Below are 15,290 nucleotides of genomic sequence, written 5' to 3'. Positions count from 1 at the left end.
AAACGGAAACATGAACAACGAAGCGGCGCGCGCCAGCGCGCTCGACTACATCGCCGCGAACGAAAAGCGGCTGTCCGCCTTCAATGAGAAGATCTGGTCCTACGCCGAGCCAGCCTGGCGCGAATACAAGTCCGCCGCCGAATACGTCGCGCTGCTGCGGGCCGAGGGCTTCGAGGTGGAGGCGGGCTCGGGCGGCATGCCCACCGCCTTCGCCGCGACGTGGCGCCAGGGCAATGGCGGGCCCGTGCTCGCGAGCTTCTCTGAATACGACGCCGTTCCGGGCAACTCGCAGCAGGTCGTGCCCTATGAAGCACCGCGCGAGGGCCTTCACCCCTACGCGGCCGGCCATACCGACCCGCACTCGATGCTGGGCACCGCGGCGCTGACCGCGATCCTCGGCGCCAAGGCGGCGATGCAAGCCCAGGGTATTCCGGGCACGCTGAAGCTCTTCGGCGAGCCGGCGGAGAAGGTCTGCGGCTCCAAGCCTATCCACGCGGCGAAGGGGTATTACGACGGGCTCGACGCCGCCGTCGTCTGGCACCCCTGGCCCTACAACACGGTGACGAGCGAGACGCATTTCGGCGCCTATTGGAGCGCCGTCATCAGCTTCGAATCGCCCGAGCCAGAGAAGTGGATCGACCCCACGCTGGTGCCGATCGAGGGCGCGCATGCGCAGGCCCGCTGCCCCGGCGCGCTCGACGCCATGTGCCTGATGTACACGACGACGAAGTACACCAAGGAGGCGATGTTCCCGCACGCCGGCTCCTGGACGCTGAATGAGTTCGTCCTGGGCGATGGCGGCGCCACCTCCGACAACCTGCCGCCGCGTTTCTCCCAGATCCAGTATTCCTGGCGCTCCTCGTCGCTCGGCATCCAGGAGCAGATCTGGCGTGTGCTGGCGAACAACGCGAAGCACGTGGCATCCATGACGGGCTGCAAGGCCTATGTGCGCTGGGTGACCAAGACGCGCGTGGGCGTGCCGAACCAGGCCATGACGGACCTCACCTGGAAGAACCTCCAGGCCGTGGGCGCGCCGGTCTACGGCGAGGACGCTAAGGAATTCGGGCGCGAGATGCAGCGCAACCTCGGCGTCGAGCCGATGCCCGATCCGTTCATCGCGACGGTCAGCGAGCTCATGCCGCCGGAGGTCTTCGAATCCCGCCTGCGCGCGGGCCTGCCCTCCTGGCAGAAGCATCTCAGCGCGGACGACTACGTGGAGTTCTGCTGGCACGCGCCGACGGTGCGCCTGCTGGCGGGCCGCCCTCGCCTGCGCCCGCCGAGCTCGGGCCACACTTATCCGAACTGGGCCTATACGGCGCTGAGCGGCCTGCCCTCGGCGATCGACCCGGGCATGTTCGTAGCCGCAAAGACCATGGCGCTGACGCTGGTGGACCTGGCGACGCAGCCCGAGACGCTGGCGAAGGCACAGGCGGAGTTCCGCGAGCGCACGGGCGGCGGCGTGGGCGGGCCCGGCTGGGTCGGCCCGCTGCTGCCGGCGGATTTCGACGCGCCGGTGGACCTGCGCTGGCCGGAATACGTGACGACCGCGCGCGGCGAGGAATGGTGCATCCCGACGCCGCACTGCGGCACGGGCGCCGGGGAAGCGCTCTGAAACTGAGAGGGGCGGCTTGCGCAGCCGCCCCGCTACTCCAGCTTCACGCTGGCGATTCGCGTCACCTCGCGCCAGCGCGCCACTTCCGCGGCGACGAAGGCCGCGTACTCGGCCGGCGGCATCTGCCCCTCGGCGCGCAGGCCCAGCGTCTCGAACTGGCGCTGCGCCTCAGGCTGCGCGGCCATGCCGCGCAGCGCGGCGTTGAGCTTGTCCACGATCGGCGCTGGCATCCCGGCAGGGGCGCAAAGGCCGAACCAGGCCGCGGCGATCAGGTCCGGATAGCCCTGCTCGGCAAAGGTCGGCACATCCGGGAAATTCGCAGAGCGCTGCGGCGCCGCGATGGCCAGGGCCCGCAGGTTACCCGCGCGGATCAGCGCGGCATGCGCGGCGAGGTTGTCCGACACGGCCTCGATATTGCGGGCCATGAGGTCCGCCTGCGCGGGCGCGCTGCCGCGATAGGGCACGTGCGTCATCTCGATGCCCAGGCGCCGATAGACGAGCTCGCCCGTCAGGTGACCGAGGCTGCCCGTGCCGCCGGAGCCGAAAGGCATCGGCGTGCCCCGCGCCTTCGCCGCCGCCACGAAATCGGCCAGCGTGCGATACGGCGACTGCGCACTGACCAGGAAAGCGATGGGCCCGCCCGCGATCAGGCCGATATGCGTGAAGTCGCGCACCGCGTCATAGGGTTGGCTGGGATAGAGGCCCGGCCCCACGCCATGCGCCGCCGAGGACGTGACCAGCAGTGTGTAGCCATCCGGCGCCGCCTTTGCGACGTAATCCGTGCCGATCTGCCCGCCCGCGCCCGCGCGGTTGTCCACCGGGAAGGGCTGGCCGAACTCGCGCTCCAGGTTCGAGGCGACGATGCGGGCCACGATATCGGCCGGGCCGCCGGCGGCGAAGGCGACCACGGTGCGCACCGGGCGCGCCGGCCAGGCGGCCTGGGCATGCGCCGCGGCCGGGAGCGCGGCGGCAAGTGCGAGGCCCGCGCGGCGGGTGAATTTCGGCGACGACATCAACTCTTTCCAACTCCCCAGAAGCAAGGAAACGGCGCCTTCACGATCCCGGATACGTTACGCCGCCACGCTGTGTAGTTGAGGAAGAAGCCCGTGGGAACGAACATCACATGCTCCATGGCCGCACGGTTCGCGGCTTCCACCGCCGCGCGCTCGGCGGCCGGGTCGGTGGCATCGAACCAGGCGTCGATCTGCGCCTGCACGGCATCGGACTTCGCCCAGCCATTGGTGGCGCTGTCGCCCGTCCCGTCCAGCGACTTATGGCCGGCCGGGCTCGCGCATTCCGCGCCCGCAACCCAGGTGTGAGTGATGTGCCAACCGCCGCTCTGGGGCGGCTGCTTGCTGGCACTGCGCGTCGAATGCGCGCCCCAGTCCATGGCGAGGAAATCGACCTTCATGCCCATCTGCTGCATCAGGTCGGCGGTGATCTCCGCCTGCGCCTTCACCACGGGCACGTCGCTGGCGGCGGGCAGCACCATGGCCTCCCCGGAGTAGCCGGCCTCGGCGAGCAGCCGCTTGGCGGCATCCATGCTGCGCGGGCGCAGCATCGGCTCGCTGCCGGCTTCGGTGTAGAGCGGCGTACCGGGCGTGATGAAGCTGGGCATCGGCTTCCAAAGGGCCGGGTCGCCACCGACGACGGCGCCCATGTAGTCCGCCTGGTTGGCCGCGGCCTGGAAGGCCCGGCGCATCCGCACATCCGTGAAGGGCGCGAAGAGGTTGTTGAAGCGCAGCAGCGCCACATTGCCCAGGGGATCGGCGATGTCGATCCGCACATCGCGCGCGGAGCGCAGCGAATTCGCGAGATCGGGGATCGGTTGTTCCCACCAGTCGATCTCACCCCGGCGCAGCGCGGCAGCGGCGGTGCTGGGATCCGGCATGGTGATCCATTCGACGCGGTCCACCAGCATGCGCTTGCCGCCCGCGAGCCAGTCGGCGGCCTCCTCCCGCGGAGCGTAGCCCGCGAAGCGCTCGAAGGCCGCGCTTGCGCCCGGCACCCACTCGTCGCGGCGGAAGCGCATGGGGCCCGAGCCGATATACTCCGTGATGTTGCGTGAGGGATCGGTGCGCGCGATCCGCTCCGGCATGATGAGCAGCGTGTTGGTCGTGACCTTGCCGAAGGCCTGCAGCATCTTCGGGAACGGCCGGTTCAGACGCAGGCGGAACCTGCGGTCGTCCACGGTCTCGATCGCGGCGAGCACGGCGGCGATCTTCCGGCCCATGACGTCCTGCCGCGTCCAGCGCTGAATGCTCGCCACCGCATCCTTGGCGAGCACCGCCTCGTTGTCGTGGAAGCGCAGGCCCTCCCGCAGGGTGAAGGTCCAGGTCTTGTTGTCCTGGCTGAGCTCGTGGCCCTCGCACATCTGAGGGCGCGGCGCGAAGTCGGCGCCGACGCCGTAGAGCATGTCCCAGACCAGCAGCGCGCCGTTGCGCACCACCTGCCTCGTGGTGATGACGGGGTCCATGCCCGAGAGATCGGCCTGCGGCACGAAGCGCAGCACGCGCGCGGATTGCGCCTGCGTCACGGAGGGCGCGGACAGCAGTGCGGCGGTGCCGCCCAGCATCTGACGACGATTCATGGTGACGGTCCTTCTTCCGGAACCGCATGCCGGCGTTATGAAAAGCTTATGAGCATAGCTTGTTGACCACAACCCACACGATTTTTAGGCGACCGATTTGCCGCGGCGGCTATTCGCCCTCGCCGATCGGACGCTAGTCTCATTCCACATGAGCACGAACATCCGCCCCGACATCGCCCTCGCATCCCGCCTCTTCGACGCGCTGCGGGAGAAGACCTTCGACGGCCTCGGCGTGACGCGCGAGGCCTATGGGCCGGGGGAGGAAGTCGCCCATGCGCTGGTCCGCGCTGAGGCCGAAAAGCTCGGCCTCGAGGTCACCGTGGATTTCGCCGGCAATATGTACATGACGCTGCCGGGTACGGACCGCTCGCTGCCGCAGATCATCCTCGGCAGCCATCTGGATTCCGTCCCGCAGGGCGGCAATTTCGACGGAGCGGCTGGCGTGCTCTGCGGCATGGCGGTGATAGCCGGCATGAAGCAGGCCGGTTTCCAGCCGAAGCGCGACGTGACCGCCATGGCCATCCGCGCCGAGGAGGGCGGCGCCTGGTTCAACGGCTTCCCCGGGAGCCGCGGCGCGCTCGGCAGCTTCAAGCCCGAGAACCTCGCCCTCCTGCGCCGCGACACCGGCAAGTCGCTGGAGCATCACATGCGGGAGCTCGGCTTCGACCCGGATGCGCTGCGCGAAGGCCGCAAGGTGCTGAGCAAGGAGAATGTCCACGCTTATGTGGAGCTGCATATCGAGCAGGGCCCGGTGCTGGACGCCGAGCAGATTCCGGTCGGCCTCGTCACCGCCCTGCCCGGCAACCGGCGCGTGCGGGCGGGCCGCATCGTCGGCGAGTGGAACCATTCCGGCGCAACGCCCCGCGCCTATCGCCATGACGCCGCCATGGCCCTGGCCGAGTTCACCCACCGCCTCGATCTCTTCTGGGGCGAGCTGGACGCAGACGGCACCCCGATGGTCTGCACCTTCTGCACGGTGGAGACGCCCGAGCAGGCCGGTTTCGGCAAGGTGCCCGGCGAGATTTCGTTCAGCCTCGACATCCGCGCGCCCGAGCCCGAAACGCTCGACCGCACCTATGCCGAGATCGACCGGCTGGTCGCGGAGATCTCCCAGTCGCGCGGCGTGAGCTTCCAGCTGGAGTCGCGCCAGGAATCGGCGCCCACGCCGATGGATGCCGGCATCCGCGAGGCACTGCGCCAATCCGCCGAGGCCCTGGGCATTTCCTACAAGGTCATGCCCTCTGGCGGCGGCCACGATGCGGCGGCCTTCGCCCAGGCGGGCATTCCCTCCTGCATGGTGTTCGTGCGGAACCAGAACGGGAGCCACACGCCGCTCGAGCAGATGCGGATCGAGGATTTCGCCGAGGCCAGCGCGGTTATCGCCGGCTGGGCGATGAAGGCCGCTTCCTAGCTTCTTTCCTTCGTCGCCAGGAAGCGCGCAAAAGCCTCGAGCGTCGCCTCGCTGACATGGTGCTCGACGCCCTCGGCATCCTGTTCCGCCGTGACGCGGTCGAGTCCGAGGGCGAGAAGGAAGCGCACCACCAGCTCGTGCCTCTCGCGTGCCGCCTCGGCCATGGCCTGGCCGGCCTCGGTCAGGAAGATGCCCCGATAGGGCTTGGTCGCGACCAGCCCGTCCCGCTGCAGCCGCGTCACCGTCGCGTTCACGGTGGCCTGGGCCACGCCCATGCGGCGGGCGATGTCCACCGAGCGCGCCTCACCCTCCTCGCGCAGCAGATCCGCCACCAGTTCCACGTAATCCTCCGCGACAGCCATGCGGTCACCCTCGCGCTGGCGGGCGAAGCGGGCCGCCTGGTCCTCGGCGGAGGGAAGCGAGCGGGAGGGGATCGGGCGCTTGGCCATGGGGTGCAAGATACCGGGTTGATAGTGTCAGTTCCAGATATTAGCTTAGGCTAAGTTTTGGAGCTACCATGGACGTCAAGCCCACCGTCGCCCATAGCCTGCCTGAGGTGCATCGCAGCGTGAGCGTGCCCAATGCGGGCGGCTTTATGCGCAAGCTCTTCGCCTTCCTCGGCCCCGGCTACCTGGTCGCGGTCGGCTACATGGACCCGGGCAACTGGGCCACCTCCCTCGCGGGCGGCTCGGCCTTCGGCTACACGCTGCTGTCCGTCGCGCTCGTCTCCTCCCTCATGGCGATCCTGCTGCAGGCGCTCTGCGTGCGCATCGGCGTCGCGTCGGGCCGGGACCTCGCGCAGCTCTGCCGCGAACGCTTTCCGAAGGCAGTCGCCTATCCGCTCTGGCTGCTGGCTGAGATCGCGATCTGCGCGACCGACCTCGCGGAGCTCATCGGCACCGCCATCGCGCTGGAGCTGCTCTTCGGCATCCCCCTGCTCTACGGCGTGCTGCTCACGGCGCTGGACGCGTTCCTGATCCTATGGCTGCAGAACAAGGGCGTGCGCTGGCTGGAAGCGCTGGTCTTCGGCCTGATCGCGCTCATCGTCGCCTGCTTCGGCGTGCAGATCGCGCTCTCCCAGCCCAATTGGGCCGAGGTGCTGAACGGCTACATCCCCGCCGTCTCCATCGTGACGAACGAGACGCAGCTCTACATCGCCATGGGCATCATCGGCGCGACCGTGATGCCGCATAACCTCTACCTCCACACCGCCGTCGTGCAGTCCCGCGCCTGGCAGGCGGACGAGGCGAGCAAGCGCGAGGCCATCCGCTACGCCACCATCGACAGCAGCGTGGCGCTGACCCTGGCGCTCTTCATCAACTCCGCGATCCTCATCCTGGCAGCCTCCACCTTCCACACTTCCGGCAACACGGAGGTCGCGGAGATCGGCGAGGCCTATCACCTCATGGCGCCGCTGCTAGGCAGCGGGCTGGCGGCGACGCTCTTTGCCGTCGCCCTGCTCTTCTGCGGCATCAACGCGACCGTGACGGCGACACTCGCCGGACAGGTGGTGATGGAGGGCTTCCTGCGCTTCCGCCTGCCGCCTGTGGCGCGGCGCATGCTGACGCGCCTCGTCGCGATCGTGCCCGCGGTACTCGTCACCTGGCACTATGGATCGAGCGGCACGGCGCAGCTGCTGGTGTTGTCGCAGGTTATATTGTCACTCCAGCTGCCCTTCGCCGTGATCCCGCTGATGCTCTTCGCGCAGGACAAGGGACGGCTGGGCGCGCTGGTTGCCCCGCGCTGGCAGATCATCATCGGCTGGGCCTGCGCGGCGCTGATCGTGGCGCTCAATATCAAGCTCCTGGCGGATGTCCTCCTGGGTGACTAAGTGAAGGGAGGCCGCGGCCTCCTGGAGTTGATGTTGCCGATGTCGGAGAAGCTGATCTGGCGTGTCGAGGGCATGGACTGCGCGAGCTGCGTGGCCAGCCTGACCGGCGCCCTTCAGAAACTGCCCGGCGTTTCCGATATCGAGGTCAACCTCATGGCGGAGCGCCTGACGGCGTCGCTCTCCACCGCGACGCCGGCCGAGGTGGAGCGACGGGTCGCCTCGCTGGGGTTCAAGGCGACGCCTCTTGGCGTCGCGGCGGTCGACGCCCCGGTCCACGACCACTCCCACCACGATCACGATGACCCCGCCGATGCGGCAAAGCCCTGGTGGGCGACCGGGAAGGCGAAGCTCACTTGGCTGCTCGGCGGGCTCGTGGGCTCGGCTTACCTGCTCTCGCTGGTCCTGCCTGAGCGGCTGACCTATCCGCTCTTCCTCCTCGCCACGGCGGTCGCTCTCGTGCCCTTCGGCCGGCGCGCGATCGCGCTGGCGCGCTCCGGAAATCCTTTCTCCATCGAGACGCTGATGTGCACAGCGGCCATTGGCGCCGCCATCATCGGCGCGGCCGAAGAGGCCGCGGTCGTGGTGCTGCTCTTCGCGCTCGGCGAAATGCTGGAGAATGTCGCCGCCGGACGCGCCCGGGCGGGCATCCGCGCGCTCGCCGATCTCATGCCGCGCACGGCACTGCGCATGACGGCGGCGGGCGCGATCGAGGAAATCCCCGCCGCACGCCTGCAGATCGGCGATCTCGTGCTTGTTCGCCCAGGCGACCGCCTCCCCTGCGACGGGACCATCGAGGAAGGCCGCTCCGCGCTCGACGAAAGTCCCGTCACCGGCGAGAGCGTGCCGGTCGCGCGCGGTCCGGGCGACACGGTGCGCGCAGGCAGCATCAATGCCGAGGCCGCGCTGAAGATCCGCGTGACGCACGCGGCCTCCGACAACACCGTGGCGCGCATCATCCGCATGGTGGAGGAAGCCACCGCCTCCCGCGCGCCGACCCAGCGGTTCATCGAGCGCTTTTCCTCCTGGTGGACGCCAGGCGCGATGATCGTGGCGCTCCTGGTCATCCTGGGCGCGCCGGTCCTGCTCGGCTGGGATTGGTCCACGAGCCTCTATCGCGGCCTCGCCGTGCTGCTGATCGCCTGTCCCTGCGCCCTGGTGATCTCGGTGCCGGCCGCCATGGCCTCAGGCCTCTCGGCGGGCGCGCGCAGGGGCCTGCTGGTGAAGGGCGGCGCCGCGCTGGAGACCATCGGCTCAGCCCACGCCATCGCCTTCGACAAGACCGGCACGCTGACCGAGGGCCGGCCGAGCGTGACCGACCTCATACCCGCCGAGGGCCGCTCCGAGCACGAGCTGCTGGCGCTCGCCGGCGCTGTCGAGCAGGGGAGCGGCCACCCGCTGGCCAAGGCCATCCTGGCCGAGGCCAGCCAGCGCGGCCTGAGCCTGCCCTTGGCACGCGGCTTCTCCGCCGTGCCGGGCAAGGAGGTGCGGGCTGTAGTCGCGGGCAAGGTCGTCGCCATCGGCAGCCCGCGGCACGCCCCCGTCGCCGGCACCCTCGCCGAAGCACTGGACCGGCTGGAAAGCGCGGGCAAGACGGTCTCCGTCGTGCTGAGCGGCCCCGCGCCCCTCGGCCTCATCGCCTTCCGCGACGAGCCACGGGCGGATGCGCGCACGGGGCTCGCCACGCTCTCCGCGCTCGGTGTGCGACCCTTGATGCTGACCGGCGACAATGCCCGCACGGGCGCCGCCATCGGTGCCAGCCTGGGGCTGGACGTGAAGGCGGAGCTGCTGCCCGAGGACAAGCTGCGCGAGATCGCGGCGCTCAAGGCACAAGGCGCGGTCGCCATGGTCGGCGACGGCATCAACGACGCGCCCGCGCTGGCCGCGGCATCCGTCGGCATCGCCATGGGCGGCGGTACCGATGTAGCGCTGGAGACGGCCGATGCCGCCGTGCTGAAGGACCGCGTGACGGGGGTGGCCGAGCTGGTCGCGCTCTCGCGCGCGACCATGGCCAATGTGAAGCAGAACGTGGCCGTGGCCGTCGGGCTGAAGGGCGTCTTCCTGGTGACGACGCTCGCCGGCATCACGGGCCTCTGGCCCGCGATCATGGCGGACACCGGCGCCACCGTGCTGGTGACGCTGAACGCCCTTCGCCTGCTGCGCTGGAAGCCTAGCTGACGGCGAGATTCGCGCTGCGAACCACCTCGCGCCACCGCGTCAGGTCCGTCTCCACGAGCGACTGAAGGGCGGCCCCATCCGTCGCCTCCACGGCGAAGCCCGTGGCCGCGAGGCGCGGCGCGATCTCCGGATGGCGCAGCGCGGTCCGCAGCGCCTCCTGCACGCGGGTCTGCAGCGCAGGCGCCATGCCGCGCGGGCCGACGATCCCGTGCCAGCTTCCGGTGGTGTAGTTGGCGAGCCCGGCCTCGGCGAAGGTCGGCACCTCGGGCAGCAGGGGATGGCGTTGCGTCCCGCCGACCGCAATGGCGCGCAGCCGCCCGCCCGTGACATGGGGCGCGACCGTCGCGATGTTGAGCAGCGAGAGTTGCAAGGTGCCCGAGACAAGATCCGTCACCGCCGCGCCACCGCCAGGATAGGGCACGTGCGTCGCCTGCGTCGCCGTCAGCAGCTTGAACAGCTCCATGCCCAACTGCTCGGAGGAACCGATGCCGGACGATCCAAAGGAGGCCGTGTTGGGATGGGCCTTCAGCCAGGCGATGAGCTCCGCGAGGTTCGTGGCCGGCACGCCGGGATTCACCACCATCAGGTTCGGCGCGCTGATCGCGACCGTCAGCGGCGTGAAGTCCTGCACGGGGTCATAGGGCAGGCGCGTGTTGATCGCGGGTGTGACGGTCATGATGCCGCTTGCCGCGATGAAGAGCGTGTGGCCGTCGGCCGGCTGGCGCATCACATGCTGCACGGCCACGACGCCATTGCCGCCGGTGCGGTTCTCCACCACGACGGGCTGACCGATGGCCGCCTGCAGCGGCACCGCCACCGCGCGAGCGAGCAGGTCGGACGGCCCGCCCGGGACGTAAGGCACCACGATGGAAACGGGACGCGAGGGCCAGGCCGTTTGCGCCAGTGCGGGTTTCGCCAGAAGGGCACCGAGGGAAGCCGCGAGAAGTGGACGCCGAGCCGTCATGCGTGGAAGTCCTTCGATTGCGATCTCGAAGGCGCATGCAAGGCACGTGCCGGGCTACTTCCCGGCGGCGTCGATCCCTTCCTCGAGCAGCGCCATGGCCGCTGCGGCGAAATCCAGCATGTTGCGCCAGCGATCCGAGGCGCCGGTCTCGAGCGTGCGAACCATCGCGACGGGTCCGGAGATAGCGAGGCAGGTATGGCCGGCCGCATCGCCGTAGCGGTTGCCTGTGGGCCCCGCCGCGCCGGTTTCCGCGAGGCCCCAGGTCGCGCCCAGCCGCTCGCGCATCTTCTGCGAGAGAAGCGCGGCATAGGGCTCGCTGGAGGAGCGCATCCCCACCATCTCGGACGACTTGATGCCCGCGAGCACGAGGCGCGCCGGCTGCGTGTAGGTTACGGCACCGCCCAGGAAATAGGCCGATGCCCCAGATTGCGCGAGCAGCGCGGCCGCGACGAGCCCGCCCGCCGAGGATTCCGAGACGGCGACCGTCTCCTTCCTCTCGCGCAGCTTGGCGCCGAGCCGCGCGGCCTGGGCCAGCAATTCATCCATGCCTCTTACTCCGCCGCCAGGGCGGGCGGCGCGACTTCCGCCTCCGCCGCGATCGCCCGCATCCAGACCGCCGTGTCGTGGAAGACCGCGCCACCGGAAGGCGGTGCCGGGTCGTCGCTGGTCAGCGCGTTGATGCCGATGCCGCCCTCGAAATCCTTATTGGGCCAGACGCTCTCCACGATGATCACGCCCGGCTGCAGCCCGTCGAAGAGCTTGGCGTGCACGATCACCTGGCCGCGCGAATTGCCCAGCCGCACGCGCCCGCCCTCCTCGATGCCGAGGCGGCCGGCATCCTGCGGATGCACTAAGGCGGTGGGCCGCCCCTCGCGCTTACGTGCCGTCGGCGTCTCGGTGAAGCTCGTGTTGAGGAACTGCCGCGCGGGCGCGGTGACGAGGCGGAAGGGATGCGCGTCGGTCGCCGCGTCGATCGTCGCCATGTGATCGGGCAGCTTGGGCATCACGGCGTGATCGGGACCGATCGCCGCCCAGTCGGGGCGGAAATGAAACCGGCCGTCCTTGTGGCCGAATCCCTCCAGGAAATGGCTCGCCGCGAAATCGGGCTGGGCATCCACCCAGCGTCCTTCCATCACCTCGGCCGCACTGGGCCAGCCTGAAGCGCGCAGCGTGGCGTCCACCACTTCCATTGCCGTCATGCCGAAGCCTGGATGCTCGGCGCCCAGGCGCTTCGCCAACTCGGCCAGCACGTCGTGGTTGGACATGCACTCGCCCGGCGCCTCGATCAACTTGGGGCCGATCTGGATGTGGCTGTGGCCGCCGGATTGGTAGAGGTCGTCATGCTCCATGAACATCGTCGCCGGCAGCACGATGTCGGCGACCTGCGCCGTCTCGGTCATGAACTGCTCGTGCACGCAGGTAAAGAGATCATCCCGCAGGAAGCCCCGGCGGACGAGGTTGCTGTCGGGCGCCACGGTCACCGGATTCACGTTCTGAATGAAGAGTGCATGGACCTGCGGCCCGTCGCCGAGCTCCTTGCGGTCACCCGTCAGCACTGCGCCGATGCGCGACATGTCCATCTCGCGTACGCTCATGTCCTTGGCGTCGAGCCCTTCGATGAGCGTCTTGTTCCAATGGTAGATGCCGCGATTGTTCCAGAAGGCGCCCGCGCCCTCGTGCCGCCACTTGCCGGTGACAGTAGGGAGACAGGTCACCGCATGCAGTCCCGCTGCACCGTTGCGGGAGCGTGAGAAGCCGTAGCCGCAGCGGATATAGGCGCGATCCGTCGTGCAGTATTCCCGCGCGAAGGCCTCGATCATCTCGACGGAAAGACCCGTGATGGCGGAAGCCCATTCCGGCCCGCGCTCGGCCAGATGCCCCTCGAGCCCCGCATCGGCATCCGAGAACCTCGCCATGTACTCGCGGTCCGCGAAGCCGTCGCGGAAGGCGACATGCATCACGGCGCAAGCCAGCGCGCCATCCGTGCCCGGCCGCACGGGCAGGTGCAGGTCGGCCGCCTGGGCCGTGCCGGTGCGGTAGGGATCGACGACGATGAGGCGCGCGCCACGATCCTTCCGCGCGCGGGTGATGTGCGTCATCACATTCACCTGGGTCGCCACAGGGTTGCCGCCCCACATGATGATGAGATCGGACTTCGCCATCTCGCGCGGGTCGGGGCCAGTGAACTTGCCGACGCCGGCCATCCAACCGGCCTCGCAGATGGTGCTGCAGATGGTGCTGCGCTGGCGCGAATAGCCCATGACGTGGCGCAGGCGGTTGATGCCGTCCCGCTGCACCAGGCCCATGGTGCCTGCGAAGTAGTAGGGCCAGATCGCCTCGGGCCCGTGCTTCGCCGCGATGTCGACGAAGCGCTCGGCCACGCGGTCCAGCGCCTCCTGCATGGCGATCTCGCGATACTGGCCGGAGCCCCTGGGACCTGTGCGCAGCAAGGGCCGCATCAGGCGGTCGGGATGATGCACGCGTTCGGCGTAGCGTGCGACCTTCGCGCAGATGACGCCAGCGGTGTAGCTGTTGGCCGCCGCGCCACGCACCGCGCCGATGCGCTTGGCGCCTGGCATCACCTCGATCTCTAGCGCGCAGGTCGAGGGGCAATCGTGCGGGCAGGTGGAGCTTTGGAAGCTCCCCCGCCCTTCCGCGGAAAGGCTCATGCGCCGAGTTTGCCGCCTCAGCCGGTCTTGATCCAGACCGCTTTCACGTTGAGATACTCGTTCACGTGGTCCTTGCCGCCTTCGCGGCCATATCCGCTGAGCTTATAGCCGCCGAACGGCATGGCGGGATCCATCGCCTGGTAGCAGTTGATCCAGACCGATCCCGCCCGGATCGCCCGCGCTAGCTTATGGGCCTTGGTCACGTCGCGCGTCCAGACGCCACTGCCGAGGCCGAAGCTCGTGGCATTGGCGCGCCTGGCGACTTCCTCGATGTCGTCGAAGGGAATGGCCGAGATGACGGGGCCGAAGATCTCCTCCTGCGCGATCCGCATCTCGTCATTCACATTGGCGAAGACCGTGGGCGGCACAAAGAAGCCCTTGGAAAGCGCGCCCTCCGTCAGCCGCTCGCCGCCCGCCAGCGGCTTGGCGCCCTCCTGTCGGCCGATCGCGAGATAACCCGTCACGCGCTCGAGCTGCTCGGAAGACACCAGCGGCCCCACCTGCGTCATGTCGTCGCGGCCATCACCCACTCGCAGCGACTTGCCATAGGCGGCGACGCGGGCGGTGAACTCCTCATAGACCTTGCGCTCGACGAAGAGCCGCGTGCCGGCCGAGCAGATCTGGCCGGAATTGGCGAAGACCGCCATGGCCGCGCCGGGCACGGCCGCTTCCAGATCCGCATCGGCGAAGACGATGTCCGGGCTCTTGCCGCCGAGCTCCAGCGAGACGCGCTTCAGGTTGCCCGAGGAAGCCTGGACGATCTTCTGCCCCGTGAAGTGCGATCCGGTGAAGGCCACCTTGTCCACGCCGTGATGCGCCGCCAGCGCCGCCCCCGCCGTCTCGCCGAACCCTGGCACCACGTTCACCACGCCGGGCGGCACGCCGGCCTCCAGGCAGAGCTCGCCCAGGCGCAGCGGCGTCAGCGGCGCTTCCTCGGCCGGCTTCAGCACCACGGTGCAGCCCGTCGCCAGCGCCGGCCCGATCTTCCAGATGGAGGAGGAGAGCGGCGCGTTCCACGGTATGATGGCGCCGATCACGCCCACCGGCTCCTTCAGCGTGTAGGAGACGAATTCGCCGGGCAGCGAATTGTCCACCGTCTCGCCATGGATGGAGACCGCCTGGCCCGCATAATAGCGCAGCATGCCCACCGCGCGCTGCTGGTTGCCGCGCGTGCGGGTGATCGGCGCGCCCATGTCGATGGTGTCGAGGGCTGCGAACTCCTCGAAGTTCTTCTCCAGCAGGTCGGCCAGGCGCAGCAGGATCTTCTGGCGCTCATAAGGCTTGGTGCGGCCCCAGGCGCCCTCGAAGGCACGGCGCGCGGCGGCGACGGCGAGGTCGATATCCTCCGCTCCGCCCTCCGCGACCTGGGCCAGAAGCTCGCCCGTGGCGGGGTTGATCGTCTCGAAGGTCTTTCCGGAAGCGGCTTCCAGCCACTTCCCGTCGATCAGCAGGCGCTTGGGCTTGCCGTCCAGATAGGGGTGGCGGGTCTTTGCGACGTCGACGGTCATGCCTCGTCCTCCATCGTTATATCCATTTGTTTATAACGTATCCGCTTGTTTTCGTCCATCGGATGGCTGACAGCGGACGCGTGCCGCGCTTCAATGTGCCCGTGGTACACCCCTCAGACCAGCCCGCCCGGGTCAGCATCCGTCTCGATTTCGCCTCCGGTGCCCGCGTCGGCCCCGGCAAGATCGAGCTACTCGAGGCCATCGCCAGGAAAGGCTCCATAGCCGCCGCCGCGCGCGATCTCGGCATGTCCTACCCCCGTGCCTGGGGATTGGTCGAAGCCTTGGATACGGCGATGGGCGAGCCCGTCGTCACGCGCGCACCTGGCGGGCAGAAGGGCGGCGGCGCGGCGCTGACGCCGCTCGGCAGGGCCCTCATCGAGCGCTACCGGCAGGTGGAAGCGGCGGCGCAGCGCAAGGCAGGCGCGCCGCCGAAGGCTTGATCGTTATTCGCCATTAGATATAACGAAGCGATCCCTGCGGGAGCGCATGCGCATGACTCGAGAGATCCATCGCGATAACGGCGTGTGCCT

General features: G+C 69.0%; 12 protein-coding genes. 5 read left to right on the top strand and 7 right to left on the bottom strand.

The genetic code is table 11. The features are described 5' to 3' along the window. Positions 1-10 precede the first annotated feature (10 nt). Positions 11-1,612, top strand: coding sequence for a M20/M25/M40 family metallo-hydrolase (locus WJM96_RS06020; protein WP_424811528.1), 1,602 nt, complete (start codon positions 11-13; stop codon positions 1,610-1,612). Between the two features lie 32 nt (positions 1,613-1,644). Here WJM96_RS06020 and WJM96_RS06015 read toward each other — a convergent pair whose 3' ends face one another. Both WJM96_RS06015 and WJM96_RS06010 read right to left on the bottom strand, forming a co-directional pair. Beyond that, positions 1,645-2,625 carry a Bug family tripartite tricarboxylate transporter substrate binding protein gene (locus WJM96_RS06015; RefSeq protein WP_424811527.1) on the bottom strand — a complete coding sequence of 327 codons (981 nt, stop codon included), beginning with the start codon at positions 2,623-2,625 and terminating at the stop codon, positions 1,645-1,647. Next, positions 2,625-4,202, bottom strand: coding sequence for an ABC transporter substrate-binding protein (locus WJM96_RS06010; protein ID WP_424811526.1), 1,578 nt, complete (start codon positions 4,200-4,202; stop codon positions 2,625-2,627). The genes WJM96_RS06015 and WJM96_RS06010 overlap by 1 nt, the downstream gene beginning before the upstream one ends. 148 nt (positions 4,203-4,350) lie before the next feature. On the opposite strand from WJM96_RS06010, the gene WJM96_RS06005 reads away from it, so the two are divergent. Further along, entirely contained in the window at positions 4,351-5,613 is a 1,263-nt protein-coding gene (locus WJM96_RS06005) for a Zn-dependent hydrolase (RefSeq protein ID WP_424811525.1), read from the top strand. Here the strand turns inward: WJM96_RS06005 and mntR are convergent. Continuing rightward, a complete protein-coding gene (gene mntR / locus WJM96_RS06000; protein ID WP_424811524.1) occupies positions 5,610-6,062 on the bottom strand; it encodes a manganese-binding transcriptional regulator MntR in 453 nt (150 codons plus the stop codon). The genes WJM96_RS06005 and mntR overlap by 4 nt on opposite strands. A 68-nt stretch (positions 6,063-6,130) precedes the next feature. Here mntR and WJM96_RS05995 point away from each other — a divergent pair, with 68 nt between their 5' ends. Beyond that, on the top strand, positions 6,131-7,444 hold the full coding sequence (locus tag WJM96_RS05995) for an Nramp family divalent metal transporter (protein ID WP_424811523.1): 1,314 nt from the start codon (positions 6,131-6,133) through the stop codon (positions 7,442-7,444). Between the two features lie 30 nt (positions 7,445-7,474). Continuing rightward, positions 7,475-9,619, top strand: a complete 2,145-nt coding sequence (locus WJM96_RS05990; RefSeq protein WP_424811522.1) for a heavy metal translocating P-type ATPase — start codon at positions 7,475-7,477, stop codon at positions 9,617-9,619. Here WJM96_RS05990 and WJM96_RS05985 read toward each other — a convergent pair. The 4 genes from WJM96_RS05985 to WJM96_RS05970 are packed head-to-tail and all read right to left on the bottom strand — an operon-like array spanning position 9,612 to position 14,760. Further along, a complete protein-coding gene (locus tag WJM96_RS05985; RefSeq protein ID WP_424811521.1) occupies positions 9,612-10,583 on the bottom strand; it encodes a Bug family tripartite tricarboxylate transporter substrate binding protein in 972 nt (323 codons plus the stop codon). The two genes, WJM96_RS05990 and WJM96_RS05985, sit on opposite strands and share 8 nt — an antisense overlap. Before the next feature lie 54 nt (positions 10,584-10,637). Next, the gene (locus WJM96_RS05980) at positions 10,638-11,129 is read right to left on the bottom strand and encodes a CinA family protein (protein WP_424811520.1); all 492 of its coding nucleotides are present in this window, start codon (positions 11,127-11,129) and stop codon (positions 10,638-10,640) included. A gap of 5 nt (positions 11,130-11,134) precedes the next feature. Next, positions 11,135-13,252 (bottom strand): molybdopterin-containing oxidoreductase family protein, encoded by a 2,118-nt coding sequence (locus WJM96_RS05975; protein WP_424811519.1) that lies wholly within the window; start codon positions 13,250-13,252, stop codon positions 11,135-11,137. 17 nt (positions 13,253-13,269) lie between these two features. Beyond that, entirely contained in the window at positions 13,270-14,760 is a 1,491-nt protein-coding gene (locus tag WJM96_RS05970; protein ID WP_424811518.1) for an aldehyde dehydrogenase family protein, read from the bottom strand. Between the two features lie 62 nt (positions 14,761-14,822). On the opposite strand from WJM96_RS05970, the gene WJM96_RS05965 reads away from it, so the two are divergent. Beyond that, entirely contained in the window at positions 14,823-15,200 is a 378-nt protein-coding gene (locus tag WJM96_RS05965; protein ID WP_424811517.1) for a winged helix-turn-helix domain-containing protein, read from the top strand. Positions 15,201-15,290: the final 90 nt, after the last annotated feature.

It is taken from the genome of Roseococcus sp. YIM B11640 (assembly GCF_049727625.1).
Lineage (GTDB): Bacteria > Pseudomonadota > Alphaproteobacteria > Acetobacterales > Acetobacteraceae > Roseococcus.
Note: the sequence above shows the minus strand (reverse complement) of the source record. Positions and strands in the feature narration are given on the sequence as shown.